The sequence below is a fragment of the Rhizobium sp. NZLR11 genome (assembly GCF_019685115.1).
Classification (GTDB): Bacteria; Pseudomonadota; Alphaproteobacteria; order Rhizobiales; family Rhizobiaceae; genus Rhizobium.
Genome location: NZ_JABDWD010000006.1, coordinates 151,648 through 176,931 on the forward strand (window position 1 = coordinate 151,648; position 25,284 = coordinate 176,931).

Sequence of the window (25,284 nt, forward strand, 5' to 3'; positions counted from 1 at the left end):
ATTGGCCGCTTGAGCACCGTCGAAACGACACAGGCGGCGCGGCCCCGAAAGGGCCGTGCCGGCGCCTTCGCAAAGGCGCTGGGGCGGTTCCTGTTTGCCGCCGTCACCACCTATTTCGGCCTTCTGGCCGTCACCTTCTTCATCGGCCGCGTTGTGCCGATCGATCCCGTGCTCGCCATTCTCGGCGATCGCGCCCCCGCCCATGTCGTCGAGCGCGTGCGCCAGGAGATGGGCTTCAACCTGCCGCTCTATCAGCAGTTTTTCATCTATATCAAAGGCATACTGTCCGGCGATTTCGGTAATTCGGTGCTGACGACCAATCCGGTCATGGTCGATATCCGCCGTGTCCTGCCGGCAACCATCGAGCTCGCGACACTCGGAACGCTCATCGGCGCCTTCGTCGGCGTGCCGCTCGGCGTTCTCGCCGCCGTGCGGCGCGGCAGCATCGCCGACCAGGTCGTGCGCGTCGTCGGCCTGATCGGTTATTCGGTGCCGATCTTCTGGCTGGCGCTGATTTCGCTCGTCATCTTCTATGCGCGGCTGCGCTGGGTGGCGTTTCCCGGCCGCATCGACATCGTCTTCGAATACACGTTCACGCCGATCACAGGCTTGTATCTGCTGGACAGTGCCTGGCAGGGGCAATGGGATGTGTTTTACGATGTCTTCCGCCACATCATCCTGCCTGCATCGCTGCTCGGCTATTTCTCGCTCGCCTATATCAGCCGCATGACGCGCAGCTTCATGCTGAACGAGCTTTCCCAGGAATATATCGTTGCCGCGCGTGCCAAGGGGCTTTCGGAAACGCGGGTGATCTGGGGCCATGCGCTGCGCAATGCCGCCGTGCCGTTGGTCACCGTCATCGCGCTTTCCTATGCCGGCCTGCTCGAAGGATCAGTGCTGACCGAGACCGTCTTTTCCTGGCCGGGCATCGGGCTCTACATCACCAATTCGCTGCAGAACGCCGACATGAATGCCGTGCTCGGCGGGACGATCGTCATCGGCACGGTCTTCATCGGCATCAACCTTCTGTCCGATCTTCTCTACCGGACACTCGACCCGAGGACGCGAAACCGATGACGGTTCCCGCCAGCCCATCCCAGCCGATGAGCCGCCGCGAATGGCTGCTTTCCGACCGGCCGCAATCGCGCATGCAGGCACGGCTCGGCCGCGCCTACATCACCTGGCGGCAGTTCACGGCCAACCGGCTCGCCGTCGTCGGCCTGCTGATCATCATCGCGCTGCTTTTCATCGCCGCTTTTGCCGATTTGCTCGCCACGCACAATCCCGTCGTTGGCGATCTGCGCAACGCCCGTCTGGTGCCGCCCGGAACGGGGGAATTCCTGCTCGGCACTGATGACCAGGGCCGCGACATCTATTCGCGGCTGATTTATGGATCGCGATTGACGCTGTTCGTCATCGTGCTCGTCGCGGTCATCTCGGCGCCGATCGGTCTGATCGTCGGCACGGTATCGGGTTATGCCGGAGGCTGGGTCGATGCGACGCTGATGCGCATCACCGATATTTTCCTTGCCTTTCCGAAGCTGGTGCTGGCGCTCGCCTTCGTTGCCGCGCTCGGTCCCGGCATCCAGAACGCGATCATCGCCATCGCCATCACATCCTGGCCGCCCTATGCCCGCATCGCCCGCGCCGAGACGCTGACGGTCCGGCGGTCCGATTATATCTCGGCGGTGAAGCTGATGGGCGCCTCGCCGTTCCGCATCATCCTGCGCCATGTCATGCCGCTCTGCATTTCCTCGCTGATCGTGCGCGTGACGCTCGACATGGCGGGCATCATCCTGACCGCCGCCGGTCTCGGCTTTCTCGGCCTCGGGGCGCAGCCGCCGCTGCCGGAATGGGGGGCGATGATCGCCTCGGGACGCCGCTTCATCCTCGATCAATGGTGGGTCGCGGCGATGCCCGGCATCGCCATCCTCATCGTCAGCCTCGGCTTCAATCTGCTCGGCGACGGCCTGCGCGACGCACTCGATCCGAAGGAGAGCGGCCAATGACGACACTTCTGACCGTGGACAAGCTCAAGGTCAGCTACCCCACGCGCACCGGCGTGATCGAGGCCGTGCGCGGCGTCTCCTTCACGCTCGGCAAGGAAAGGCTCGGCATCGTCGGCGAATCCGGTTCCGGCAAATCGCAGACCGGCAGGGCGATCATGGGGCTGACGCCGAAACACGCTAGCGTCACGGCCGACCGGCTGGATTTCAACGGCATCGACCTGATCGAGGCTTCCGCCGGCGAAAGACGCAGGCTGCGCGGCAAGCGCATCGCCATGATCCTGCAGGATCCGAAATATTCGCTCGATCCGGTCATGACCATCGGGCGGCAGATCTGCGAAACGCTGCGTACTCATGAGAGGGTCGGCAAGGCGGAGGCGCGCGAGCGCGCGCTCGCCATGCTGGAAGCGGTGCAGATCCGCGATCCGAAACGTGTCTTCGACCTGCATCCGCACGAGGTTTCGGGCGGCATGGGGCAGCGGGCGATGATCGCCATGATGCTGATTGCCGGGCCTGAATTGCTGATTGCCGATGAGCCGACCTCGGCGCTCGACGTGACGGTGCAGCTCGACGTGCTGAGAATCATGGACAGGCTGGTGGCGGAGCGCGGCATGGGGCTGATCTTCGTTTCCCACGATCTGAGGTTGGTCTCGTCCTTCTGCGACCGGGTCATCGTCATGTATGCCGGAAAGATCGTCGAGGAGCTCGCGGCCGCCGATCTCAAACATGCGCAGCATCCCTATACGAAGGGATTGCTGAATTGTATGCCCGAGATCGGCCAGAGCCGTCATCCGCTGCCGGTGCTCGATCGCAGGCCGGAGTGGGCGGCATGAGCGCCGCTCTTGAGGCCGAAAATCTCAGCGTCGTCTACGATCAATTCCACGCGCTGAAGGATGTCAGCGTCACGGTCGAGCGCGGCGAATCCTTCGGTCTCGTCGGCGAGTCCGGCTCGGGAAAATCGACTTTGCTGAGGGCCGTGGCCGGGCTGGCGCCGATCAGCGACGGGGCGATCAACATCGACGGCGAAGCGTTGAAGGGCTCGAAACGCAGTAAAATCTTCTACCGCCGCGTGCAAATGGTCTTCCAGGACCCGTATGGTTCGCTACATCCGCGCCAGACGATCGACCGGCTCCTGCTCGAGCCGCTGGCGATTCACGGCATCGACGACGGCGAGGCGCGTATCGCCCGCGCGCTCGACGAGGTCGGCCTTGGCAACGGCTTCCGTTTCCGCTACCCGCACCAGCTCTCCGGCGGCCAGCGGCAGCGTGTGGCGATTGCTCGGGCATTGATCGTCGAACCGTCGATCCTGCTGCTCGACGAGCCGACCTCGGCGCTCGACGCCTCGGTGCAGGCCGAGGTGCTGAATCTCTTGGAGCAGATCCGACGCGACCGCAAGTTGACATTCGTGATGGTGAGCCACGATCTCGGCGTCATCACCCATATGTGCGAAAGGTTGGCCGTGATGCGCAACGGCGCTGTCGTCGAACGGTTGAGTTCGGAAGAACTGGCAAGCGGCGCGGTTCGGGAGGACTACACGAAAAATTTGATGATCGCCAGCAAGGGGTTTGTCAAAGCCTGAAAGACAATCTTTTCAACCCGTTGAAAAGAAGGGGTCAGGGTCGGCGTTAAGGATAAGACTTCCCTAAAAGACGACCATTCAACTAGACTATTGACAGCTGCCCTGCTTCTGTCATGATCCTGTTAACGATTGTTAGCTTTCGTGATCGATGGAGGTTGAGGCATGTTCTTTCTCGGCGGGATGACCATGGGCTACCTAGATCCTCCGGTCAAAGCCGATCGCAGGGAACAGATTTCGGTATCTCTTCCCGCGGAAAAGGACCGCCGGCTGATCGACACGTCTTCCAATTCGCCGCAAAGCGAGAACGCCGTCGAGCGCTCGTTGATCTGGGCATGGCGCGTACTCTGCTAAAATGGCGGGCTGCTAAAAGGACTGGTTGAATTTTCTCCTCCGTTCGCTCTGGACGGAATTTTATCTCTACCTACTTGATAGAGAAAATACGAATATCAACGCGAGCCGCACAACCGGCCGCACGAAAACAACGGAGGCGACATATGGCAGATCTGGGTATTTCGCATGCTCACGTGAACCAGTATGGTTCCATCCCGGCCAAGAAGGTGCTCACCACGCGCCATAGGCTTCAGACGCTGCTTCATGGAGCGATCTTCACCGCGGCATTCCTGTTCGTCGTCGCCATGGTTTGCGGGGTCGTCGGGTAATCGGCAAATGGCAGGCGCCGGTGATGCCGGCAGCTGCGGGCGGTTTTCGCCCTTATTGAATTCCGGAACATCTCATTCGGCGTTCTCCCGACACTCGAATGTCAAAGGCGAGTTGCCATAAGGGGGCATCTTGCTCTGGTTGATCGAAGCCGATCCCATCATCATTCTTCCGTCCTTCTTTCATTCATCGAAAACGGCCGCATCGACCTTGTTGGTGCGACCGGAATCGATGAGTTCCTGCCTGCCGGCACCTTAGTGCCGGCATTTTTGTGCCTACCGCCCAGATCAGCTCGCTGAGGGTGGCCGGTGCTTTTTGACTTGAATTATTTCGATACTGTCCAAATTTTCGACATGGCTTTCGCGGAGAGGTATCGATGGTCCCAATACCCGTCGGGCCGCGTCCTTTGCCAGAGCTCAGCCCGTTGCATAGCTTGGCCCAAGTGTCGTTCACCCCGGCTTCATCGATCTTTGAAGAATGGGGCTCCGTTCATGTAGCAGTCATGATAAGCAGTGCAAAAGGCTGCGCAAAACAGCCATAACTTCGTTTGGATCCAGAACCGAACCCATGTCTATTTCCAATCTTTCTCCGAGCCTTCCGCGCGAACCCGAGATTAAGCAGATCGATCATAACGATTCGATCCGCTCGACCTATCTTGCCATCGAGGACATCAAGGCGATGGGCGATGCGGTCGCCCGCAACGGCGTCGACCAGCTGCCGGCTTTCGCCCCATTCGATTTCTTCGCGCGCCATAAGGAAAACGAGAAGGAAATTCTGCGCGTCTACCGGACCACGGCGACCGACGTCGAAGCAGGCGAGACGATCACGCCGGCGGCAGAATGGTTGCTGGACAATCATTATATCGTCGAAGAGGCGATCCAGGAGGTGCGGCGCGACTTCCCCCGCCGCTTCTATCGCGAATTGCCGACCATGGTCGTCGGCGGTGTCGAGGTGCCGCGCACCCTCGTGCTTGCCTGGCTCTACGTCGCCCATACCCATAGCACGATCTCGCAGGAAAGCCTGACGGCGCTGGTCGACGGTTTTCAGGCCAGCGAGACGCTGAGGATCGGCGAACTCTGGGCATTGCCTTCGCTCGTGCGCTACGTGCTCGTGGAAAACCTTCGCCGCATTTCCAGCCGCGTCGAAGCCAGCCGCCGCCTGCGCCGCCGCGCCAACGAGGCGGCCGACGAATTGGTGCGGCTGACCGATCCGGCCGGGGCGGCGGCCTACCTGAAGACGCTGGAACCGCTTGCCGAGGACAATACTTTCTCGACACAGTTCCTCTATCGCCTTCGTGACGGCTCGCAGACGTCGAGTCTCGCCATCACCTGGCTCGACGAGCGGCTGGAAGAACTCGGCCGCAACAGCGAAGAGACGACGACGGCCGAACACAGCCGCCTTTCTTCCGGCAACGTGACGATGGGCAACATCATCCGCAGCCTTCGCGAGATCGACGATGCCGAATGGTCGGTCTGGGTCGAGCAGGTAAGCCATGTCGACAAACTGCTCTGGGAGCATTCCGATTACGGCATCCTCGATTCCGGCTCGCGCAACAAATATCGCAAACAGATCGAAAAGCTGGCCAAACGCTCGCCGCTGACGGAAATGGAAATCGCCCAGCTGGCGCTCGACATGACGGCTGCTGCCAAGGCCTCCGACGAGCCGCAGCCGCATGAACCGAATGTCGGCGGTTTCCTGTCCGGCGCGCAGCGGCCGAAGCTGGAGGCGCGGGCGAATTATCGCCCGACGATCATCCAGCATTTCGTGCGCGCCGTGCGTCGGTTCAACTGGCTGGCAATTGCCGTGCCCGTCATGCTGCTGATGATCATCGCCATGGCGATCGTCGGCCGGTTCATGGCGAATGCCGGCATGGGGGCGATCGAAATCGCCCTGCTGCTGATCATGTTCTCAGTGCCGGCGTCGGAAGGGGCGACGGGTCTCTTCAACACCGTGCTGTCCTTCTTCGTGACGCCGGCGCGCCTCGTCGGATACGAGTTCAAGGAAGGCATTCCGGAGGATGCGCGCACATTGCTCGTCGTGCCCTGCCTGATCTCGAACCGTGACAGCGTCGACGACCACGTGCGCAATCTTGAGGTTCATTATCTTGCCAATCCGCGCGGTGAGCTCTATTTCGCGCTGCTCAGCGATTGGCCGGACAGCGAGGCCGAGGAAACGCCCGCCGATCTCGAGGTTCTCGATTATGCCCGGCGCGAGATCGCCAATCTTTCCGCCCGCTATGCCTATGACGGCAAGACGCGTTTCTATCTGTTGCATCGCCGCCGTCTCTACAATCCCTCCGAAGGCGTCTGGATGGGTTGGGAGCGCAAACGTGGCAAGCTGCACGAGCTGAACATGCTGCTGCGCGGCGACCGCGACACCACCTATCTGCCCGGCGCCAACACCGTGCCGGCCAAGGTGCAATATGTGATGACGCTCGATGCCGATACGCGCCTGATGCGCGATGCCGTCACCAAGCTCGTCGGCAAGCTCTATCATCCGATCAACCGGCCGGTCATCAATCCGAAAACCGGCCGTGTCGAAAGCGGCTATGGCGTGCTGCAGCCGCGCGTCACCCCGTCGCTGACGACGGGCAAGGACGCATCGGTCTTCCAGCGCGTCTTTTCGATCAACCGCGGCCTCGATCCTTACGTCTTCACCGTTTCCGACGTCTATCAGGATCTGGCCGGCGAGGGCACCTTCACCGGCAAGGGCCTTTATCATGTCGATGCCTTCGAGGCGTCGCTGAGGGGTCGGATCGATGAGAACTCCGTGCTCAGCCACGATCTTCTCGAAGGCTCGATGGCGCGTTGCGCCCTCGTCACCGATCTCGAACTGGTTGAGGATTTCCCGATCCGCTACGAGGTCGAGACCTCGCGTCAGCATCGCTGGGCGCGTGGCGACTGGCAGCTGCTGCCCTATATGTTCAATCCGAAATACGGTGTCACGGCACTCGGCCGCTGGAAGATGTTCGACAATCTGCGCCGCTCGCTGACGCCGATCGCCTGGTTCTTCGCCTCCGTGCTCGGCTGGTATTTCATGAGCCCGCTCGGCGCACTGATCTGGCAGATTCTGCTGATCTTCTGCCTCTTCGTCGCGCCGACGCTGTCGCTGATCAACGGCATCATTCCGCGCACCAGCGATATCATCGCCCGCGCCCACCTCTATACGGTCTGGTCCGATATCACGGCCGCCAATGCGCAGGTTGCACTGCGTATCGTCTTCATCGCCGATTCGGCCGCCATGATGGCCGATGCGATCGGCCGCTCGCTCTACCGCCTCTTGGTCAGCCGCAAGCTGATGCTGCAGTGGCGGACCGCCGCCAGCGTTCACGCCAGCGGCCAGGGAACGCTGATCTCCTATTACAAAGGGATGTGGCACGCACCGGCGCTGGCGCTGCTGGCGCTTGGGTTTGCAGCCCTCCCCGGCGGCAGCGCCTTCGTCGTCGGCATTCCCTTCGCGCTGTTGTGGATCCTGTCGCCTGTCGTCGCCTGGTATGTCAGCCAGTCGGCAGAGACCGAGGACCGGCTCGAGGTCGCCGATTCGGTGTCGAGCGAACTGCGCAAGATCGCCCGACGCACCTGGCGTTATTTCGAGACCTTCACCACGGCCGAGCAGAACTATCTGCCGCCGGACAATATCCAGGAAACGCCGCATGTGATTGTTGCGGCGCGCACCTCGCCGACCAATATCGGCGTCTATTTGCTCTCGGTCGTTTCCGGCCGGCAATTCGGCTGGTTCTCCTTCGAGGAGACGCTCGAGCGGCTGGAGCAGACGATTTCGACGATCGACAGAATGGAGAAATTCCGCGGCCATCTGTTCAACTGGTATCACACCGATACGCTGCAGACGCTTGGGCCGCGTTATGTCTCGGCCGTCGACAGCGGCAATCTCGCCGGCCATCTGATCGCCATTTCGTCGGCCTGCCGCAACTGGGCCGAGGCGCCGTCCGCTCATATGCAGGGCAACCTCGACGGCGTCGGCGACACAGCCGGCATTCTCGGTGAAGTGCTGGCCGACCTGCCCGACGACCGCAAGACCGTGCGGCCGCTGCGCCGGCGCCTGGAGGAACGCATCGTCGGCTTCCAGAATGCGCTTGCCGCCGTCAAGCGCGAGCATGAATTCGCCTCGATCCGCATCATCAATCTCGCCGTTCTCGCCCGCGACATCGAGAAGCTCGCCGCCAATCTCGACCATGAGGTCAAGTCGAAGCAGAGCGAAGAGGTCACCCAATGGGCGGCCTCCCTGGTGAAGGTCTGTGAGGCGCATATTTCCGACAGCACCTTCGACCTTTCCAAAGTCGATGCGCTGAGGCCGCGCCTGGTGGCACTGCGCGACAAAGCCCGAGATCTGGCGTTCTCGATGGATTTCGGCTTCCTGTTCCGGCCCGAGCGGCGCCTGCTGTCGATCGGCTACCGCGTCGAAAGCGGTGAACTCGACCAGGCCTGCTACGATCTTCTCGCCTCGGAATGTCGCCTGACCAGCCTGTTCGGCATTGCCAAGGGCGATCTGCCAACGGAGCACTGGTATCGCCTCGGCCGCCAGGTCGTTCCTGTGGGGTCGCGCGGCGCGCTGGTCTCCTGGTCCGGCTCGATGTTCGAGTATCTGATGCCGCCGCTGGTCATGCAGGAGCGCGGCGGAGGGATTCTCAACCAGACCAACAATCTGGTCGTCGTCGAACAGATGAATTACGCCCGCAAGCTCGGAATTCCGTGGGGCATTTCGGAAGCGGCCTTCAATGCCCGCGACCATAATCTCAATTATCAGTACACGAATTTCGGCGTGCCGACGCTCGGCCTGAAGCGCGGCCTCGGCCACAATGCCGTCATTGCGCCTTATGCATCGCTGCTCGCCAGCCAGTACGACCCGCCGGCCGCGCTCGAAAATCTGCAGAGGCTGCGCAAGGTCGGTGCGCTCGGCAAGTTCGGCTTCCACGATGCCGTCGACTTCACGCCGACGCGCGTGCCGGAAGGCAAAAAATGCGCTGTGGTCTATAATTATTATGCCCACCATCACGGCATGTCGATCGCCGCCGTCGCCAACGTCGCCTTCAATGGTCATCTGCGCGAGCTCTTCCATGCCGATCCGGTCATCGAGGCAGCGGAGCTTTTGCTGCAGGAAAAGGCGCCGCGCGACATTCCGGTGATGAGCGGCAAGCATGAATCCGACACGCCGGCCAGCATCCAGGACGACCTGCTGCGGCCGGAGATCAGGAAGATCAGCGATCCGGCTTCGCGTGATCGCGAACTCGTGTTCTTGTCGAACGGCCATTATTCGCTGATGCTGACGGCTACGGGCGCCGGTTATTCCCGCTGGAACGGCCTCTCCGTTTCCCGCTGGAAAGCCGATCCGACCGAAGACCGCTGGGGCAGCTTCATCTTCCTGCGCGATACGGCCACGAATGAATGGTGGTCGACGACCTCGGAGCCGAAGGGCGTCGAAGGCGAAAAGATCAAGGTCGAATTCGCCGACGAGAAGGCGCAGTTCACCAAGACGGTCGGCGACCTCACAAGCGAGGTAGAGTGCATTATTGCGACCGAGCATGATGCCGAGGCCCGCCGCGTCACCCTGCTCAACATGGGTGGGGAAGACCGTTTCATCGAAGTCACCTCCTATCTCGAACCGGTGATCACCTCCGACGATACCGACAATGCGCATCCGGCATTTGCCCGGATGTTCGTCAAGACCGAGATCGGCAAGCGCGGCGACGTCATCCGCGCCGAACGCAACAAGCGCGATCCGAACGAACCGAACATCAGCATCGCCCACTTGATCGTCGACAATGCCGGCGACACCCGCCACACGGAATTCGAGACCGACCGGCGCAAATTCATCGGCCGTGGCCGCAGCCTTGCCGATGCGGCAGCCTTCGATCCGGGCGCTACGCTTTCCGGCAGCGACGGCTTCATGCTCGATGCGGTGATGTCGCTGCGTCGCACCGTCCGCGTGCCGGCCGGCAAGAAAGTCAGCGTGATCTTCTGGACGATCGCTGCGCCAAACCGCGACGAAGTCGACAAGGCGGTCAATCGCTACCGTCATCCCGACGCCTTCAACCACGAGTTGGTACAAGCCTGGACACGCACGCAGGTGCAGATGCGCCATGTCGGCGTTACCTCGCAGCAGGCAGCGGCCTTCCAGCATCTCGGACGCTACCTCGTCTATCCCGACATGCAGCTGCGCAAGGACGAGGCGACCGTCGAGGCCGGCCTGCAGTCGCAATCGGCGCTTTGGCCGCTGGCGATCTCCGGCGACTTCCCGATCTTCACGCTGCGCATCAACGACGACATGGATCTCGAGATCGCCCGCGAGGCGCTGCTGGCGCAGGAATATCTGCGTTCGCGCGGCGTCACCGCCGATCTCGTCATCATGAACGAACGCGCCTCTTCCTACGCGCAGGATATGCAGCACGCGCTCGACGCAATGTGCGAAAACGTGCGCCGCATGGGCCAGGCCGACGGCTTGCGCCAGCATATCTTTGCGGTTCGCAAGGACCTGATGGAGGAGAGCACCTATCACGCGCTGATTGCGGCTTCCCGCGTCACGCTGCATACGAAGAACGGCAAGGTGGTCGACCAGATCAGCCGCGCCGTGGCGCTGTTTGCGCCCTCCAAGGAGGAGCTGCAGGAGATGGAACGGGCCGAGCGCAACAAGGCCCCGGTCAAGCGTGTTGCGCCGGTGCCGCCGCCTGTCGTGCCCGCCGTCGTCATCGAGGAGGAAGGCGATCTCGACTTCTGGAACGGTATTGGCGGTTTTGCCCGCGATGGACGCGAATATGTCGTTCGGCTGCCCGGAGGTCACGCGACGCCGCAGCCGTGGATCAATGTCATCTCCAATGACAGGTTCGGCTTCCACGTATCGGCTGAGGGCTCCGGCTTCACCTGGAGCGCCAATTCGCGCGACTATCAGCTGACCTGCTGGTCGAACGATGCGGTGGTCAACCGTTCCGGCGAGGCGTTCTATTTGACCGATCTCGACAGCGGTGCCGTCATGACGCCGTTCGCAGCGCTTTCCCGCCGGCCGGACATCCGCTTCGAAACCCGCCACGGGCTCGGCTATTCGGTCTTTTCCAGCATTCAGAACGATATCGCCCTCGAGCTGACGCAGACGATCGACCGCGAAAGGCCGGTTAAACTGCAGCGCCTGCGCTTGCGCAACACCGGTTCGACCAGCCGCAAGCTGCGTCTCTACGGTTATGTCGAATGGATCCTCGGCAGCAATGCGGCACGCACGGCACCGTTCATCCTGTCTAGATATGACGAGGAGACTGGGGCGCTGTTTGCCACCAATCCCTACAGCATCGATTATTCCAGCCGCACCGCCTTCTTCGCGGCGAGCGAGGCCCTTTCGAGCTTCTCGGCAAGCCGGCGCGAATTTGTCGGCAAGGCGGGAACGATCAACGCGCCGCAGGCCGTTACCTCGGCCGCCGCCCTTTCCAGCACGGCCGACCTCGACGGTGATCCGGCCGCAGCGCTTGCGATCGACATCGAGCTCGGCGCCGGTGAGGAGCGCGACTTCACCTTCTTCCTCGGCGATACGCCGACGGAGGAAGAAGCGCGCAGCGTCATCGCCGAGATCCGCAAGGCCTCGTTCGACGATGCCGTCGAGGCGAACCGAACCTTCTGGCGGGATTTTACCGGCAGGCTGCAGATATCGACGCCAGATCGTGGAATGAATAATCTCGTCAACACCTGGTTGCCCTATCAGAGCCTCGGCTGCCGCATCATGGCCCGCACGGCCTTCTACCAGGCAAGCGGCGCCTTCGGCTTCCGCGATCAGCTGCAGGACACGCTGGCCTTCGTGCTGCACGAACCCTCCCTCGCCCGCGGGCAGATCCTCAATGCCGCGTCACGCCAATTCCGCGAAGGCGACGTGCAGCATTGGTGGCTGCCCGGAACGGGTGCGGGCGTGCGCACGTTGATCTCGGACGACGTCGTCTGGCTCGCTTACGCGATCCATCATTATTGCAGCGTCACCGGCGATAGGAGCGTGCTCGACGAGCAGATCGCCTTCCTGGAAGGGCCGGCTCTGCTCGAAGGCCAGCACGACTCCTTCTACAGGCCGGAGATTTCCGAGGACAAGGCGAGCGTCTACGAGCACGCGGCGCTGGCGCTCGATCTCGCCATCGCCCGCAAGGGGGCAAACGGCCTGCCGCTGTTCCTTGGCGGCGACTGGAACGACGGGATGAACCGCGTCGGCGTCGGCGGGCGCGGCACCAGCGTCTGGCTCGGCTGGTTCTTGGCGGGCGCATTGCGCTCCTTTATTCCCTATGCCGAAGAGCGCGGCGACACGGCCCGCATAGAGCGCTGGTCGGCGCATCTGATCGAGCTGAAGAAGGCGCTCGAAACTGCGGCCTGGGATGGCGGCTACTATCGCCGCGGCACATTCGACGACGGTGCGCTGCTCGGCTCCAGGGAAAGCCCGGAATGCCGGATCGATTCGATTGCGCAGTCATGGAGCGTGCTGTCGGGCGAGGGTGATCCGGCCCGCGCCGTCACAGCGATGGACGCTGTGCTCGACCAGCTGGTCGACGAGGATGCCCGGATCATCCGGCTGTTCACGCCGCCTTTTGTCAATTCCGCCAGGGATCCCGGCTATATCAAAGCCTATCCGCCGGGGGTGCGCGAAAACGGCGGACAATATACCCACGCCGCAACCTGGGTGGTGATGGCGTTGGCGGAGCTGAAGCGGGGCGATGATGCCTTCCGTTGCTTCCAGATTCTCAACCCGATCACCCACGCGCTCGACAAGGCTTCGGCGGAGCAATACCGGGTCGAACCCTATGTCGTGGCTGCCGACGTCTACGGCCATGAGCCCTATACGTCGCGCGGCGGCTGGACCTGGTATACCGGCTCCGCCGGCTGGCTCTACCGCGCCGCCGTCGAAGGCATCCTCGGCATCCGGCTGAAGCGCGGCCGGCTCTATGTGCGGCCGTCGCTCCCGTCGGAATGGGACGGTTTTGCGGCAGAGGTGGAGCAGGGCGGCGGCAAATACCGCATTTCGGTCTCAAAAGCGTCCAATGACAGCGGCTACACTCTGACGATCAACGGCTGCGAAATCACCGATCCCGAAGAGGGATATCCGCTCGGATAACAGCGTTCTCCACGCTGAAAAACACGGCGATTCGCGGCGGCCAAAAGGGAACCCTTTTGGCCGCCGTCGCGTTTGCAAATCGGATGACAAGGAGACACCCATGGCTAGCACGCCGACCCAAGCCATCGTCACTGGGCGCAGTTCCCTATCCGCCGCCGCGCCAATACGTGATACAAGGCTCGACGTCTTGCGCGGCGTGGCGCTGATCATGATCTTCATCAACCATGTTCCCGGACAGATCTTCGAATATCTGACGACGAAGAATTTCGGTTTTTCCGATGCTGCAGAAGCCTTCGTGCTGATCTCGGGCATTGCCGTCGGCCTTGCCTACGGTTCCGGGTTCCGGCCGGGCAACCGGCTGACGATGGCGATCAAGGCGGTGAAGCGCGCCTTCACGCTCTATCTCGCCCACATGATCACCACCTTCATGACGCTGGCGCTGTTTATCTGCGGCGCGTGGCTGTTTCACCGGCCGGGCTTGCTGGTCGAAATCAACATCCTGGCGGTGCTGATGAACCTGAAGGAAGGCATTCCGGCGTTGCTGCTGCTCGGCCACCAGATCGGCTATAACAATATCCTGCCGATGTACGGCGCGTTGATGTTGATGGTGCCGATCATCCTGCTTTTGAATGCCCGGAGCCCGTTGCTGGCGCTCGGCGTTTCCGGCACGGTCTGGCTGCTTGCGGGCATCTACCAAGTGGCGCCGCACAACATGCTGATCGAAAGCTACTGGTTCCTCAATCCGCTTTCATGGCAGTTCCTGTTTTCGATCGGCATCGTTTCGATGCTGCATATCAAGCGCGGCGGCACCATCCCCCGGCATCGGCTGCTGCTTGCGGCCGCTGCCGGTTACGTCGCGCTGTCCTTTGTCTGGGTGACCGGCCAGCTCTGGGTCTTCGGCAATTCGCTGGCCGCACTTGGCCTGCCGACGGTCATCACCGGTTTCGACAAGACCTTCCTGTCGCTGCCGCGTCTGTTGCACGTGCTGGCACTGACCTATCTGGTCATCAGCATTCCGGCGCTCTCGCGCATTCTGCGCCGTCCTGCAGACCATCCGCTGGCGATCCTCGGCCGCCATTCGCTGAACATTTTCGTCGCCGGCACGATCCTCGCCATGATTGGCCAGGTAGTGCTCTATATTACCAATAAGGATCCGCTGGTCGGTCCGCTCTTCGTGATCGTTGGTATCGCGACGCAATTCGCCTATGCCTATTATCTCGAACGCAAGCGCCAGCAGGGCAAGGTCAAGGCGAAACTGGTCACGGAGCTCGCCAGCGTCCCGGTGCCCGTCCGCATTGGCGGAACGGCCAACGTCTATCGCCGCAACGATCGGAAATAGGCTTTGGATATGCCTGTGAGATGAAGGGAGCCGGCGGCCGATGGCCGCCGGCTTAGTTTTTGTGAACAAGGATGTTCACCAGCTTGCCCAGAGGATCGCGCACATAGAAGCGCCTGACGCCCCAGGGCTCATCGGCCGGGCCGTATTCGATGGGAAAGCCAGCCGCCGACATTGCCTTAAACACGGCGTCGAGGTCGTCGACCTCGATCGAGAGATCCGGTACCGGCGTTCCGGAGCCACCTTCGCTGGCCACGCTGAGTTGAACGGTCATCGAGCGCGGGGCGCCGAACGTCGCGATCCATCCGTGATCCATGATGACGTCAAGACCGAGGATATCCTGATAGAACCGCCGGGCCATGGTGATGTCAGGTGCCTGGACATTGGCAACGATGCGCAGGACCTTCATGGTTTTTCCCTTCGGTAGTCGGTATCAAACCGGAAATTAGGAAGATCGGTAGGGTGGTCAATCGGTTTGGCTTGGAATCGAGACGTTGCTGCGTGTGAGCCCCTTCTGCCCTGCCGGGCATCTCCCCCACAGATGGGGAGATCAGCCAGTGGTTGGCCCTCAATTCCTCTCTACTGCCGTGCGGGACATCAGTTGGTCATTGTTTGGGGAAACCATCGCGCCAGCCGATCTCCCTCCTTGTGGGGAGATGCCCGCCAGGGCAGAGGGGATATCCACACGGCACAGTGCCAATGCATATCGTCCACGGCGGTATTCGGATAAAGCAAAGTCTGAAAGCGTGTCGTAGGAATGCCGTTCGATGCAGCCTCTTAACCCAGCCCAACAAAAAAGGCCGAAAGGGGTTACCCTCCGGCCTTTGTTTGAAACCCAAGCCGATCAGGCGGCTTCGGTGGTATGGGCCTTGCGGACCTCTTCGTCCGTCAGGATACCGCTGGCGCGCAGCAGGGCGGCGAAGCGGCCGTTGCTGTGGCTGAGTTCGTCGAAGCTACCCTGTTCGACCACGCGGCCGTCGTCTAGGAAGAGCACCATATCGGCTTCGCGGACCGTCGACAGGCGGTGGGCGATGATGAAGGTGGTGCGGTTCTGGCGCAGGTTGTCGATTGCGGCCTTGACGCGGTTTTCAGTCTCGACGTCGAGCGCCGAGGTCGCCTCGTCGAGCACCAGGATCGGCGCGTCCTTGAGGATAGCGCGGGCGATGGCGATGCGCTGACGCTCGCCGCCAGAGAGCTTGTTGCCGCGTTCGCCGACATGCGTATCGTAGCGATCCTCACGGGTCTCGATAAAGTCGGCGGCAGCGGCGGCTTCGGCCGCACGGCGCATGTCCTCTTCGCTGGCGCCTTCACGGCCGAGGCGGATATTGTCGCTGATCGAACGGTTCAGCAGGCCCGCATCCTGGAAGACGGTGGCGATGTGACGACGCAGCGACTTGCGGGTCACCTTGGTGATATCGGTGCCGTCGACAAGGATCTGGCCGCCCTGGGCGTCGTAAACACGCTGCAGCAGGTTGACCAGCGTCGTCTTGCCGGCACCGGTCGGGCCGACGATCGCGACCGTCTGGCCTGCCTTCACCGAGAAGGAGACATTGTGCAGGCCCTGCGAGCTGTTGCCGAAGCCGAAGGAGACGTCGCGGAATTCGATCGCACCCTTGACGTCCTTGATCTCGCCATTGCCGGCCGGTTCTTCGCGTTCACGCACCGAGTCTTCGAGCGCATAGAATTCCTCGAGCTTGGAACGGGCTTCGAAAATCTGCGTGGCGAACTGGCGCATCAGGTCGAGGCGGCCGATCAGCAGGTTGGCAAAGCCGATGAAGGCGATGACGTCGCCGACGCGCAGCTGGCCGGCCTGAACAAGCATGGTGCCGATGATCAGGACCACCATCATTGCAATGGTCGACGCCATGCGGTTCAACGCGCTGGCGATCGCCCACCAGTCGAGCACCGGATACTGGGCTTCGAGCAGGCGGTCGGCAAAGGATTTCAGCGCCTTGGTTTCAGCCTCGATGCGGTTGTAGCTGTGCAGGACAGACACGTTGCTGATCGAGTCGCTGACATGCGAAAAGACGGTGTGATAATGGTTTTCGACCGAAGCCTGGCCGTCTTTGGTGCGGCTCATGACGACGCGACCGATCATCCAGTAGGCGACGGCGAGCACCATGAGCACGGCGGAAAGGCGCAGGTCCATCGCCATTGCCGTCGGTATCAGAAGGGCAAGCGCGATAACCGTCGACAGGTGGTTGCGCATGAATTCCAGCCAGAGACCGAACAGCGTCTCGCAGGCGCGCAGCAATGTATGCAGCGCGTTTGAGGTGCCGCGCTGATGGTGCCAGCCAAGCGGCATGGAGATGATCCGGCCGAAGGCTTCCGTCAACAGCGTCGCGCGCCGGCCATGGGCCAGCCTGTCGGCCTCGCGGGCGACCAGGACGAAGGCAACCGTGTTGAAAACGGCGAAGGTCGCCCACATGAAAAGGATGGGCTTGACCTCACCCTTGCCCGAAATCGCATCGATAATGCGACCGAACAGGATCGGCTCCGCAATGGTAATTGTCGCCAGAACGATGTTTGCGACCACGACCAGGGATACGCGCAGCTTGTAGGCGCTGAGATAGCGCAGAGCTCTTGCATAGACCTTGAATAGCGTCACGTCGAACCTCTTATGCATCTGCGAAACTGGATGATGCGATGCTACAAAAGGTTACCTGAACCGGCGATTAACGGAGTATTCAGGGTCCATCGAGGCGACGAGTAACCCGATCGCATTATCGTGGGATTCGACGAGATGACTATGGCGCTGAATTTTCTGCTCGGTTATATCCCTGCAACAATTTGCGCTTGCATTTTAATAAATATTTAGCGCAGCATTAAATTAGAGACTGCATTTTTTGAAGAAGACCGTTTCGCGACCAATTTGAAAAGCCGCCGACGGCCTCGATGCGGGCATCCGTCCGGGCAAGGGGCATTTTGTGAATATTAATTTGTTAATTCAATTGCTTATCATTCTGGAAGAAACGTCAAATCCTCAGGCCGTGGTTACCGAGCTGGAGCAGGTCATCCAAGATTGCGGCTTCGAATATTACGGCCTACGGCGCCATTTGCCGCAGAATCCGGCGCAGCAGAATCCGGAACCCTGGGCTGCGGCGCTTGCCGGCCGCTGGCCGCAACAATGGCCGCAAATCTATACCGCGAAAAAATATGTGCTGATCGATCCGATGGTGCGCTACCTCGCTCATGCGCAGCGGCCCTTCCGCTGGCGGGAAAGCCTGGCAGCATTCCGCAAGGATGCGCAGAAGCGTCGGATGGAGCAGATGATGGTCGATGCTTTCGGTCACGGACTGGAAGACGGTTATATCTTTCCGATCCACGGACGGAACGGCATTCTCGGCAACCTCAGTCTCGCCGGCAAGCCGATCGAGCTGTCGCCGGTGGAGATCGCCCTTTTCGAGGCCGTGGCACGCAAAAGCTTCTGGCGATTGCTCGAGCTGAAGGATGAGGCGGAGGCGCTGGAAACCGTGCTGCCGGCCGACACGCCGCTGACGCGACGCGAAATGGAGATCCTGCATTATCTCGCCGAAGGCATGACCTCGATGGAAATCAGCAAGATGCTGAAGATCTCAAACCACACCGTCGACTGGTATATGAACGGCTTGCAGAACAAGCTAAAGGCGAAAAACCGGCAGCAGGCGGTGGCGCTTGCCTTCCGTCACCGCTTGATAAGCTAGAGCATGATGCCGAAAGGATGAGCGGTTTTCATGCTATGCCTTTGATTTTGATAAGAAATACGATTTATGCCGATCCGGCCTGACATCATCAGCATTTAGAATGGCGAGAAATTGCATTTCGCAGTCGCAAGAGAAATTGAACTTCCTGTAACAAGAAGTTAAGAATTTCCTTCGCGGGTGCAGCATGCCCGCGTCTGAACGCCTGAGGAGACCGTTTTGCCCATTTCCAAGATACTCGTTGCCAATCGCTCCGAAATTGCCATTCGCGTGTTTCGCGCGGCCAACGAGCTTGGAATAAAAACCGTGGCGATCTGGGCGGAGGAAGACAAGCTGGCGCTGCACCGTTTCAAAGCGGACGAAAGCTATCAGGTCGGCCGCGGCCCGCATCTTGCCAAGGACATGGGCCCGATCGAAAGTTATTTGTCGATCGAGGAAGTGATCCGCGTCGCAAAGCTCTCAGGCGCCGATGCCATTCATCCAGGTTATGGCCTGTTGTCGGAAAGTCCCGAATTCGTCGATGCCTGCAACAAGGCCGGCATCATCTTCATCGGCCCGAAGGCCGATACGATGCGCCAGCTCGGCAACAAGGTCGCAGCGCGCAACCTGGCGATCTCGGTCGGCGTGCCTGTGGTGCCGGCCACGGGGCCGTTGCCGGAGGATATGGCCGAAGTGGCGAAGATGGCCGAGGAGATCGGCTATCCCGTAATGCTGAAGGCCTCCTGGGGCGGCGGCGGTCGCGGCATGCGCGCCATCCGCGATCCGAAGGATCTGGCCCGTGAAGTGACCGAGGCCAAACGTGAGGCGATGGCCGCCTTCGGCAAGGACGAGGTCTATCTGGAAAAGCTCGTCGAACGCGCCCGCCACGTCGAAAGCCAGGTTCTCGGCGATACACACGGCAATGTCGTTCATTTGTTTGAACGTGACTGCTCGATCCAGCGCCGTAACCAGAAGGTCGTCGAGCGCGCGCCTGCGCCCTACCTCTCGGAAGCGCAACGCCAGGAGCTTGCCGCTTATTCGCTGAAGATCGCCTCGGCGACCAATTATGTCGGCGCCGGCACCGTCGAATATCTGATGGATAGCGATACCGGCAAATTCTACTTCATCGAGGTCAATCCGCGTATCCAGGTCGAGCATACGGTGACCGAAGTCGTCACCGGCATCGACATCGTCAAGGCGCAGATCCACATTCTCGACGGCTTTGCGATCGGCACGCCGGAATCGGGCGTTCCCGCTCAAGCTGACATCCGCCTGAACGGTCATGCGCTGCAGTGCCGCATCACCACCGAGGATCCGGAGCACAATTTCATTCCGGATTACGGCCGCATCACCGCCTATCGCTCGGCGTCGGGTTTCGGCATCCGTCTCGACGGCGGCACCTCCTATTCGGGCGCTATCATCACCCGCTATTATGATCCGCTGCTCGTCAAGGTCACGGCCTGGGCGCCGAACCCGTCCGAAGCGATCAGCCGCATGGACCGGGCGCTGCGCGAGTTCCGTATTCGCGGCGTCGCTACCAACCTGACCTTCCTCGAAGCGATCATCGGCCATCCGAAGTTCCGCGACAACAGCTACACGACACGTTTCATCGACACGACGCCGGAACTCTTCCAGCAGGTCAAGCGCCAGGACCGCGCGACGAAGCTCTTGACCTATCTGGCCGACGTCACCGTCAACGGTCATCCCGAGGCCAAGGACAGGCCAAGGCCGCTTGATAACGCTGCCCAGCCGGTGGTTCCCTACGCCAATGGCAACACGGTCAAGGATGGAACGAAGCAACTGCTCGACACGCTCGGTCCGAAGAAATTCGGCGAATGGATGCGCAATGAAAAACGCGTGCTTCTGACCGACACGACGATGCGCGACGGCCACCAGTCATTGCTCGCCACCCGCATGCGCACCTATGACATCGCCCGCATCGCCGGCACCTATGCGCATGCACTGCCGAGCCTTTTGTCGCTCGAATGCTGGGGTGGCGCCACCTTCGACGTCTCGATGCGCTTTCTGACGGAGGATCCGTGGGAACGCCTGGCGCTGATCCGCGAGGGCGCGCCGAACCTTCTGTTGCAGATGCTTTTGCGCGGCGCCAACGGCGTCGGCTACACCAACTATCCCGACAATGTCGTCAAATACTTCGTCCGCCAGGCAGCCAAGGGCGGCATCGATCTCTTCCGCGTCTTCGATTGCCTGAACTGGGTCGAGAACATGCGGGTGTCGATGGATGCCATTGCCGAGGAGAACAAGCTCTGCGAGGCGGCGATCTGCTATACCGGCGATATCCTGAACTCGGCCCGTCCGAAATACGATCTGAAATACTATACCGACCTTGCGGTCGAGCTTGAAAAGGCCGGCGCGCATATCATCGCGCTCAAGGATATGGCCGGCCTCCTCAAGCCTGCGGCTGCGAAGGTTCTGTTCAAGGCGCTGCGTGAAGCGACCAGCCTGCCGATCCATTTCCATACGCATGATACATCAGGTATTGCGGCCGCGACCGTGCTTGCCGCCGTCGATGCCGGCGTCGATGCGGTCGATGCGGCGATGGATGCGCTATCCGGCAACACCTCGCAGCCCTGTCTCGGCTCGATCGTCGAGGCGCTGCGCGGTACGGAGCGCGATCCGGGCCTCGATCCGGAGTGGATCCGCCGCGTCTCCTTCTATTGGGAAGCGGCGCGTAACCAATATGCCGCCTTCGAAAGCGACCTCAAAGGCCCGGCCTCGGAAGTCTATCTACATGAAATGCCGGGCGGCCAGTTCACCAACCTCAAGGAACAGGCCCGCTCACTCGGCCTCGAGACCCGCTGGCATCTGGTGGCGCAGGCCTATGCCGATGCCAATCAGATGTTCGGCGATATCGTCAAGGTGACGCCGTCCTCCAAGGTGGTCGGCGACATGGCGCTGATGATGGTCTCCCAGGACCTGACAGTTGCCGATGTCGTCAGCGCCGACAAGGAAGTCTCCTTCCCGGAATCGGTGGTGTCGATGCTGAAGGGTGATCTCGGTCAGCCGCCCTCAGGCTGGCCGAAAACGCTGCAGAAGAAGGCCCTGAAGGGCGACAAGCCCTATACCGTGCGGCCCGGCTCCTTGCTCAAGGAGGCCGACCTCGATGCTGAGCGCAAGGTCATCGAGACGAAGCTGGAACGTGAGGTCAGCGATTTCGAATTCGCCTCCTACCTGATGTACCCGAAAGTGTTCACCGACTTCGCGCTTGCCTCCGATACCTACGGCCCGGTTTCGGTGCTGCCGACGCCGGCCTATTTCTACGGGCTTGGAGATGGCGAGGAACTGTTTGCCGATATCGAACGCGGCAAGACGCTGGTCATCGTCAACCAGGCGATGAGCGCGACTGACAGCCAGGGCATGGTGACCATCTTCTTCGAACTCAACGGCCAGCCGCGCCGCATCAAGGTGCCGGACCGGGCCCATGGGGCAACAGGTGCAGCCGTCCGCCGCAAGGCGGAACCGGGCAATGCCGTCCATGTCGGTGCGCCCATGCCGGGCGTCATCAGCCGTGTCTTCGTCTCTCCAGGTCAGGCGGTCAGTGCCGGCGACGTGCTCGTCTCCATCGAGGCCATGAAGATGGAAACGGCGCTGCATGCGGAAAAGGACGGGACGATCTCGGAGGTGCTGGTGCGGGCCGGCGATCAGATCGACGCCAAGGACCTGCTCGTCGTCTATGGCGCTTGAGCAACGGGCGGGCGATCGTCGCCGAGAGGCTTCGTTCTGCTGTCCAACGACTGCGGCCAATCACCCGATTGTGTATGATCGGGCGGTGAAAAGCAGATTTTTCGACGAGTTGGCAGTCTCCTTGCCTTGCCCGGCGAGGAGACTTTCTCATAGACTTGCGCTCCCACCATCCGCCCCCAAGACCCATCAGGAAATCATCTCCATGAGCAAGTTGAAGATTGCCGTCATTGTCGGCAGCACGCGTATTGGCCGTTTCGCCGAACATCCGGCCAAGTGGATTGCCGAGCTGGTCGGCCAGCGCTCCGATCTGGAAGTCGAAGTTCTCGATCTTATCGACTATCCCATGCATTTCTTCGGCGAAGCGCGCGCCACCACAGCGGAAAGCGACTCCGCCGAGCGCTGGAAGAAGAAGCTGCGCGAATTCGACGGCTTCATCTTCACCGCCGCCGAGTACAATCATGCTCCGACGGCCGTTCTGAAAAACGCGATCGATCTCGGCGAATTCATCCAGAAGCCGGTCGGTTTTGTCGGTTACGGCGGCGTCGGCGGCGCACGTGCGGTCGAGCAACTGCGTTTGATCTTCGTGGAAATGGGCGCTGCTTCCGTCAAGACCGGTGTCCACATCGCATTCAGCGAATATCTTGCCGTTCTCAAGGAAGGCAAGAGCCTTGGCGATTACGCCCATCTCAACGAGGCTGCCAAGAACCTGCTCGATCAGATCACATGGTGGGGCAATGCGCTGAAGGCTGCGCGCGCCGTCGTCACGGCCTCCTGATTGGAGTTCCAGCAATGCCGGGATGGCCGCATCCCGGCATTGCTTCAAATGTCGTAGGTATGCGCCGCGTTGATCGTCGAGATGAAGCGCTTGGTGCGTTCGCGCTCCGGCGCAGTGAAGATCGCCCTGGCGCTACCCGTTTCCACCACGCTTCCGGCTTCCAGAAAGACGACGTCATTGGCGATCTTCGAGGCAAGCCTGAGATCATGAGTCGCCATCACCATGGTCGTGCCTTCGCGGGCAAGCTGACCCAGCACATCGACCACTTCTGCCGAGAGTTCCGGATCGAGCGCCGAGGTCGGTTCGTCACAGAGAAGCACGCGCGGCGACGGCGCCAAGGCGCGAGCGATCGCCACACGCTGCTGCTGACCGCCCGAGAGCGTCGAAGGCCATGCATCGGCCTTGTGGGTCATGCCGACCTTGGTCAGCAACTCCATCGCCCGCTCGCGCGCCCTTTCCCTCGGCCATTTCAGGACTGTCACCAGGCCCTCCATAACATTCTCAATCGCGGTCTGATGCGGGAAGAGCTGGAAGTTCTGGAAGACCATGCCGGTCTGGCGGCGGATCTTCTGGATCGCCTGCCAGCTCGTTCGTTTGCCCGGCGCAAAGGCCAGCGTTTCCTCTCCGAGGCGGATGGAACCGGCGGTCGGAATTTCGAGCAGGTTGATGCAGCGCAGCAGCGTGCTCTTGCCGCCGCCCGAAGGCCCGACCAGGGCGGTGACGCTGCCTTCGGGAATGCGGATGCTGATATCCTTGAGGATGACGGCGTCGCCGAAGCGCTTTTCGATGTTGGAAAGCTCGATCATGCATTTGCCTCCAGCATGCCGCCATAACGCGCGAAGCGGCGTTCCAGCCGCACCTGCAGCTGCGAGAGGACGGAGCTTAGGGCAAGATAGATCAGCGCCGCCTCGATATAGAGGATCAGCGGCTCATAGGTGGTGGCCACGATGCGCTGCGCCGCCTGGAAGAGCTCCGGCACGGTGATTGCGGCGGCAAGCGAGGTGTCCTTGACCAGCGAAATGAAGGTGTTCGACAGAGGCGGCACGGCGACGCGGGCGGCCTGCGGCAGGATGGTGCGGCTCATCGCCTGGCGCCAGCTCATGCCGATCGAATAGGCGGCTTCCCACTGGCCCTTCGGCACCGAGGAAATGACGGCGCGGATGATCTCGGAACTATAGGCGCCGATATTCAGCGTGAAGCCGATCAGGGCGGCTGGAAAGGCGTCAAGCAGGATGCCGAGGCTCGGCAAGCCGTAGAAGATGACGAAGAGCTGAACGAGCAGCGGCGTGCCGCGGATGACCCATACATAGAAACGAGCGATGGCGGAAAGCGGCGCCGGCCCGAAGAGTCGGGCGATTGCGGTGGCGAGCCCGAGGGCCAGGCCGAAGACGAAGGACAGCAGCGTCAGCGGAATGGTGAAGATCAGCCCCGCCCAGAGGAGCGAGGGCAGCGAATCCGCCATGAGTTGGAGCCAGTGCGGCAAGGGGCGTTCCCTCTCGTCAGTTGGGTGGTGATATCTCGAATACCCCTCCCCAACCCCTCCCCACAAGGGGGGAGGGCCATTCTTGAGTGGGACTTACTTCGAAACGTCCTGGCCGAAATACTTGTCGGCGATTTTCTTGTAAGTGCCGTCGGCCTTGATGTCGGCAAGCGCCTTGTTGATTTCGGCAAGAAGCTCCGGCTCGTTCTTGCGGATGATGATGCCGGAATAATCGGCATTTTCCTGCTCTGCGGCGATCTTCACCGGCGCGTCCGGCTTGTGCTTCTTGAAATCAAGGAAGGAGAGGCTGTCGTTGATCGTGGCGTCGGCGCGCTTGGTCAGCACGAGCTGGATCGATTGATCGAAACCGTCGGTGCCGACGAGTTCGGCACCGGCTTCGGTTGCGATCTTGCCGAAATTGCTGGTCAGCGATTGGGCGGATTTCTTGCCCTTCAGATCGGTGAAGGTCTTGATGCTGTCGTCGCCGTCGCGGATGATCAGCACGGCCTTGGAAGCGATATAGGGTTCGGAGAAATCATATTTCTGTTTGCGGGCTTCGGTGATGCCGACCTGGTTGATGACGGTGTCGTAGCGCTTGGCGTCGAGGCCGGCGATCAGGCCATCCCACTTGCCCTCGACGAACTCGGCCTTGACGCCGAGTTTGGCAGCGATCGCTTCGCCGATCTCGACGTCGAAGCCGACGAGCTTGCCGCTTTCGTCATGAAAGGTGAAGGGCGCGTAAGTGCCTTCGGTGCCGATCTTGAAGACGCCGGCCGATTTGATGGCGGCGAGGTTCTCGCCGGCATGGGCAGGCAGGAGGGCAGCAGCATGAATGAGGGCAGCGGCGGCGACGGTTTTCAACCAGTTCATTGTTTTATCCATCCTTGGGAGGTTGTCATCGGATGAGCGATAGTTCGCAGAAAATTAGGGCGTCGGAAGCGTAAAAAACTGCGAATAAAAGCAGCAACTGCAAATATTTTTCTCAAGCGGCCGGTTAAAC

Annotated in this window: 16 protein-coding genes; 11 read left to right on the forward strand and 5 right to left on the reverse strand. The window is 61.1% G+C overall.

Annotation, left to right across the window (positions count from 1 at the left end):
• Positions 1-9 precede the first annotated feature (9 nt).
• The 8 genes from HJB83_RS12790 to HJB83_RS12825 all read left to right on the forward strand — a co-directional run bounded on the left by HJB83_RS12790 (position 10) and on the right by HJB83_RS12825 (position 14,668).
• Positions 10-1,077 (forward strand): ABC transporter permease, encoded by a 1,068-nt coding sequence (locus tag HJB83_RS12790; RefSeq protein WP_221131617.1) that lies wholly within the window; start codon positions 10-12, stop codon positions 1,075-1,077.
• Positions 1,074-2,009, forward strand: a complete 936-nt coding sequence (locus HJB83_RS12795; protein WP_221131618.1) for an ABC transporter permease — start codon at positions 1,074-1,076, stop codon at positions 2,007-2,009. Before HJB83_RS12790 ends, HJB83_RS12795 begins: the two co-directional genes overlap by 4 nt.
• Positions 2,006-2,839, forward strand: a complete 834-nt coding sequence (locus tag HJB83_RS12800) for an ABC transporter ATP-binding protein (protein ID WP_221131619.1) — start codon at positions 2,006-2,008, stop codon at positions 2,837-2,839. Before HJB83_RS12795 ends, HJB83_RS12800 begins: the two co-directional genes overlap by 4 nt.
• Positions 2,836-3,585: an ABC transporter ATP-binding protein gene (locus tag HJB83_RS12805; RefSeq protein WP_221131620.1), complete on the forward strand. Its 750-nt coding sequence runs from the start codon at positions 2,836-2,838 to the stop codon at positions 3,583-3,585. The genes HJB83_RS12800 and HJB83_RS12805 overlap by 4 nt, the downstream gene beginning before the upstream one ends.
• Positions 3,586-3,747: 162 nt before the next feature.
• Positions 3,748-3,936, forward strand: a complete 189-nt coding sequence (locus HJB83_RS12810; RefSeq protein ID WP_207582246.1) for a hypothetical protein — start codon at positions 3,748-3,750, stop codon at positions 3,934-3,936.
• 143 nt (positions 3,937-4,079) lie between these two features.
• Positions 4,080-4,244 (forward strand): hypothetical protein, encoded by a 165-nt coding sequence (locus HJB83_RS12815; protein ID WP_007632282.1) that lies wholly within the window; start codon positions 4,080-4,082, stop codon positions 4,242-4,244.
• A 565-nt stretch (positions 4,245-4,809) separates the two neighbouring features.
• Complete coding sequence (locus HJB83_RS12820) at positions 4,810-13,329, forward strand: GH36-type glycosyl hydrolase domain-containing protein (protein WP_221131621.1); 8,520 nt, start codon at positions 4,810-4,812, stop codon at positions 13,327-13,329.
• Positions 13,330-13,429: 100 nt separating this feature from the next.
• On the forward strand, positions 13,430-14,668 hold the full coding sequence (locus tag HJB83_RS12825; RefSeq protein ID WP_221131622.1) for an OpgC family protein: 1,239 nt from the start codon (positions 13,430-13,432) through the stop codon (positions 14,666-14,668).
• A gap of 52 nt (positions 14,669-14,720) precedes the next feature.
• Here the strand turns inward: HJB83_RS12825 and HJB83_RS12830 are convergent, their stop codons facing one another.
• A complete protein-coding gene (locus HJB83_RS12830; RefSeq protein WP_207582243.1) occupies positions 14,721-15,074 on the reverse strand; it encodes a VOC family protein in 354 nt (117 codons plus the stop codon).
• Between the two features lie 435 nt (positions 15,075-15,509).
• Entirely contained in the window at positions 15,510-17,273 is a 1,764-nt protein-coding gene (locus tag HJB83_RS12835; RefSeq protein ID WP_207582242.1) for a glucan ABC transporter ATP-binding protein/ permease, read from the reverse strand.
• Between the two features lie 319 nt (positions 17,274-17,592).
• Between HJB83_RS12835 and HJB83_RS12840 the strand changes: the two genes are divergently transcribed.
• The 3 genes from HJB83_RS12840 (at position 17,593) to HJB83_RS12850 (ending at position 22,804) form a co-directional block, all read left to right on the forward strand.
• Positions 17,593-18,348, forward strand: coding sequence for a LuxR family transcriptional regulator (locus tag HJB83_RS12840; protein WP_207582241.1), 756 nt, complete (start codon positions 17,593-17,595; stop codon positions 18,346-18,348).
• Positions 18,349-18,564: 216 nt separating this feature from the next.
• The gene (pyc, locus tag HJB83_RS12845; RefSeq protein ID WP_207582240.1) at positions 18,565-22,029 is read left to right on the forward strand and encodes a pyruvate carboxylase; all 3,465 of its coding nucleotides are present in this window, start codon (positions 18,565-18,567) and stop codon (positions 22,027-22,029) included.
• 202 nt (positions 22,030-22,231) lie between these two features.
• A complete protein-coding gene (locus tag HJB83_RS12850) occupies positions 22,232-22,804 on the forward strand; it encodes an NADPH-dependent FMN reductase (RefSeq protein WP_207582239.1) in 573 nt (190 codons plus the stop codon).
• A gap of 44 nt (positions 22,805-22,848) precedes the next feature.
• Here the strand turns inward: HJB83_RS12850 and HJB83_RS12855 are convergent, their stop codons facing one another.
• The 3 genes from HJB83_RS12855 to HJB83_RS12865 all read right to left on the reverse strand — a co-directional run bounded on the left by HJB83_RS12855 (position 22,849) and on the right by HJB83_RS12865 (position 25,154).
• Entirely contained in the window at positions 22,849-23,610 is a 762-nt protein-coding gene (locus HJB83_RS12855) for an amino acid ABC transporter ATP-binding protein (protein ID WP_207582238.1), read from the reverse strand.
• A complete protein-coding gene (locus HJB83_RS12860; RefSeq protein ID WP_164007407.1) occupies positions 23,607-24,287 on the reverse strand; it encodes an amino acid ABC transporter permease in 681 nt (226 codons plus the stop codon). Before HJB83_RS12860 ends, HJB83_RS12855 begins: the two co-directional genes overlap by 4 nt.
• A 93-nt stretch (positions 24,288-24,380) precedes the next feature.
• Positions 24,381-25,154: an amino acid ABC transporter substrate-binding protein gene (locus HJB83_RS12865; protein WP_207582237.1), complete on the reverse strand. Its 774-nt coding sequence runs from the start codon at positions 25,152-25,154 to the stop codon at positions 24,381-24,383.
• Positions 25,155-25,284: the final 130 nt, after the last annotated feature.

Coding starts and splice junctions, on each gene's coding strand:
- HJB83_RS12830 (WP_207582243.1), bottom strand. CDS start 15,074: ATGAAGGTCCTGCGCATCGTTGCCAATGTCCAGGCACCTGACATCACC.
- HJB83_RS12855 (WP_207582238.1), bottom strand. CDS start 23,610: ATGATCGAGCTTTCCAACATCGAAAAGCGCTTCGGCGACGCCGTCATC.
- HJB83_RS12865 (WP_207582237.1), bottom strand. CDS start 25,154: ATGAACTGGTTGAAAACCGTCGCCGCCGCTGCCCTCATTCATGCTGCT.
- HJB83_RS12810 (WP_207582246.1), top strand. CDS start 3,748: ATGTTCTTTCTCGGCGGGATGACCATGGGCTACCTAGATCCTCCGGTC.
- HJB83_RS12820 (WP_221131621.1), top strand. CDS start 4,810: ATGTCTATTTCCAATCTTTCTCCGAGCCTTCCGCGCGAACCCGAGATT.
- HJB83_RS12800 (WP_221131619.1), top strand. CDS start 2,006: ATGACGACACTTCTGACCGTGGACAAGCTCAAGGTCAGCTACCCCACG.
- HJB83_RS12795 (WP_221131618.1), top strand. CDS start 1,074: ATGACGGTTCCCGCCAGCCCATCCCAGCCGATGAGCCGCCGCGAATGG.
- HJB83_RS12825 (WP_221131622.1), top strand. CDS start 13,430: ATGGCTAGCACGCCGACCCAAGCCATCGTCACTGGGCGCAGTTCCCTA.
- HJB83_RS12850 (WP_207582239.1), top strand. CDS start 22,232: ATGAGCAAGTTGAAGATTGCCGTCATTGTCGGCAGCACGCGTATTGGC.
- HJB83_RS12805 (WP_221131620.1), top strand. CDS start 2,836: ATGAGCGCCGCTCTTGAGGCCGAAAATCTCAGCGTCGTCTACGATCAA.
- HJB83_RS12815 (WP_007632282.1), top strand. CDS start 4,080: ATGGCAGATCTGGGTATTTCGCATGCTCACGTGAACCAGTATGGTTCC.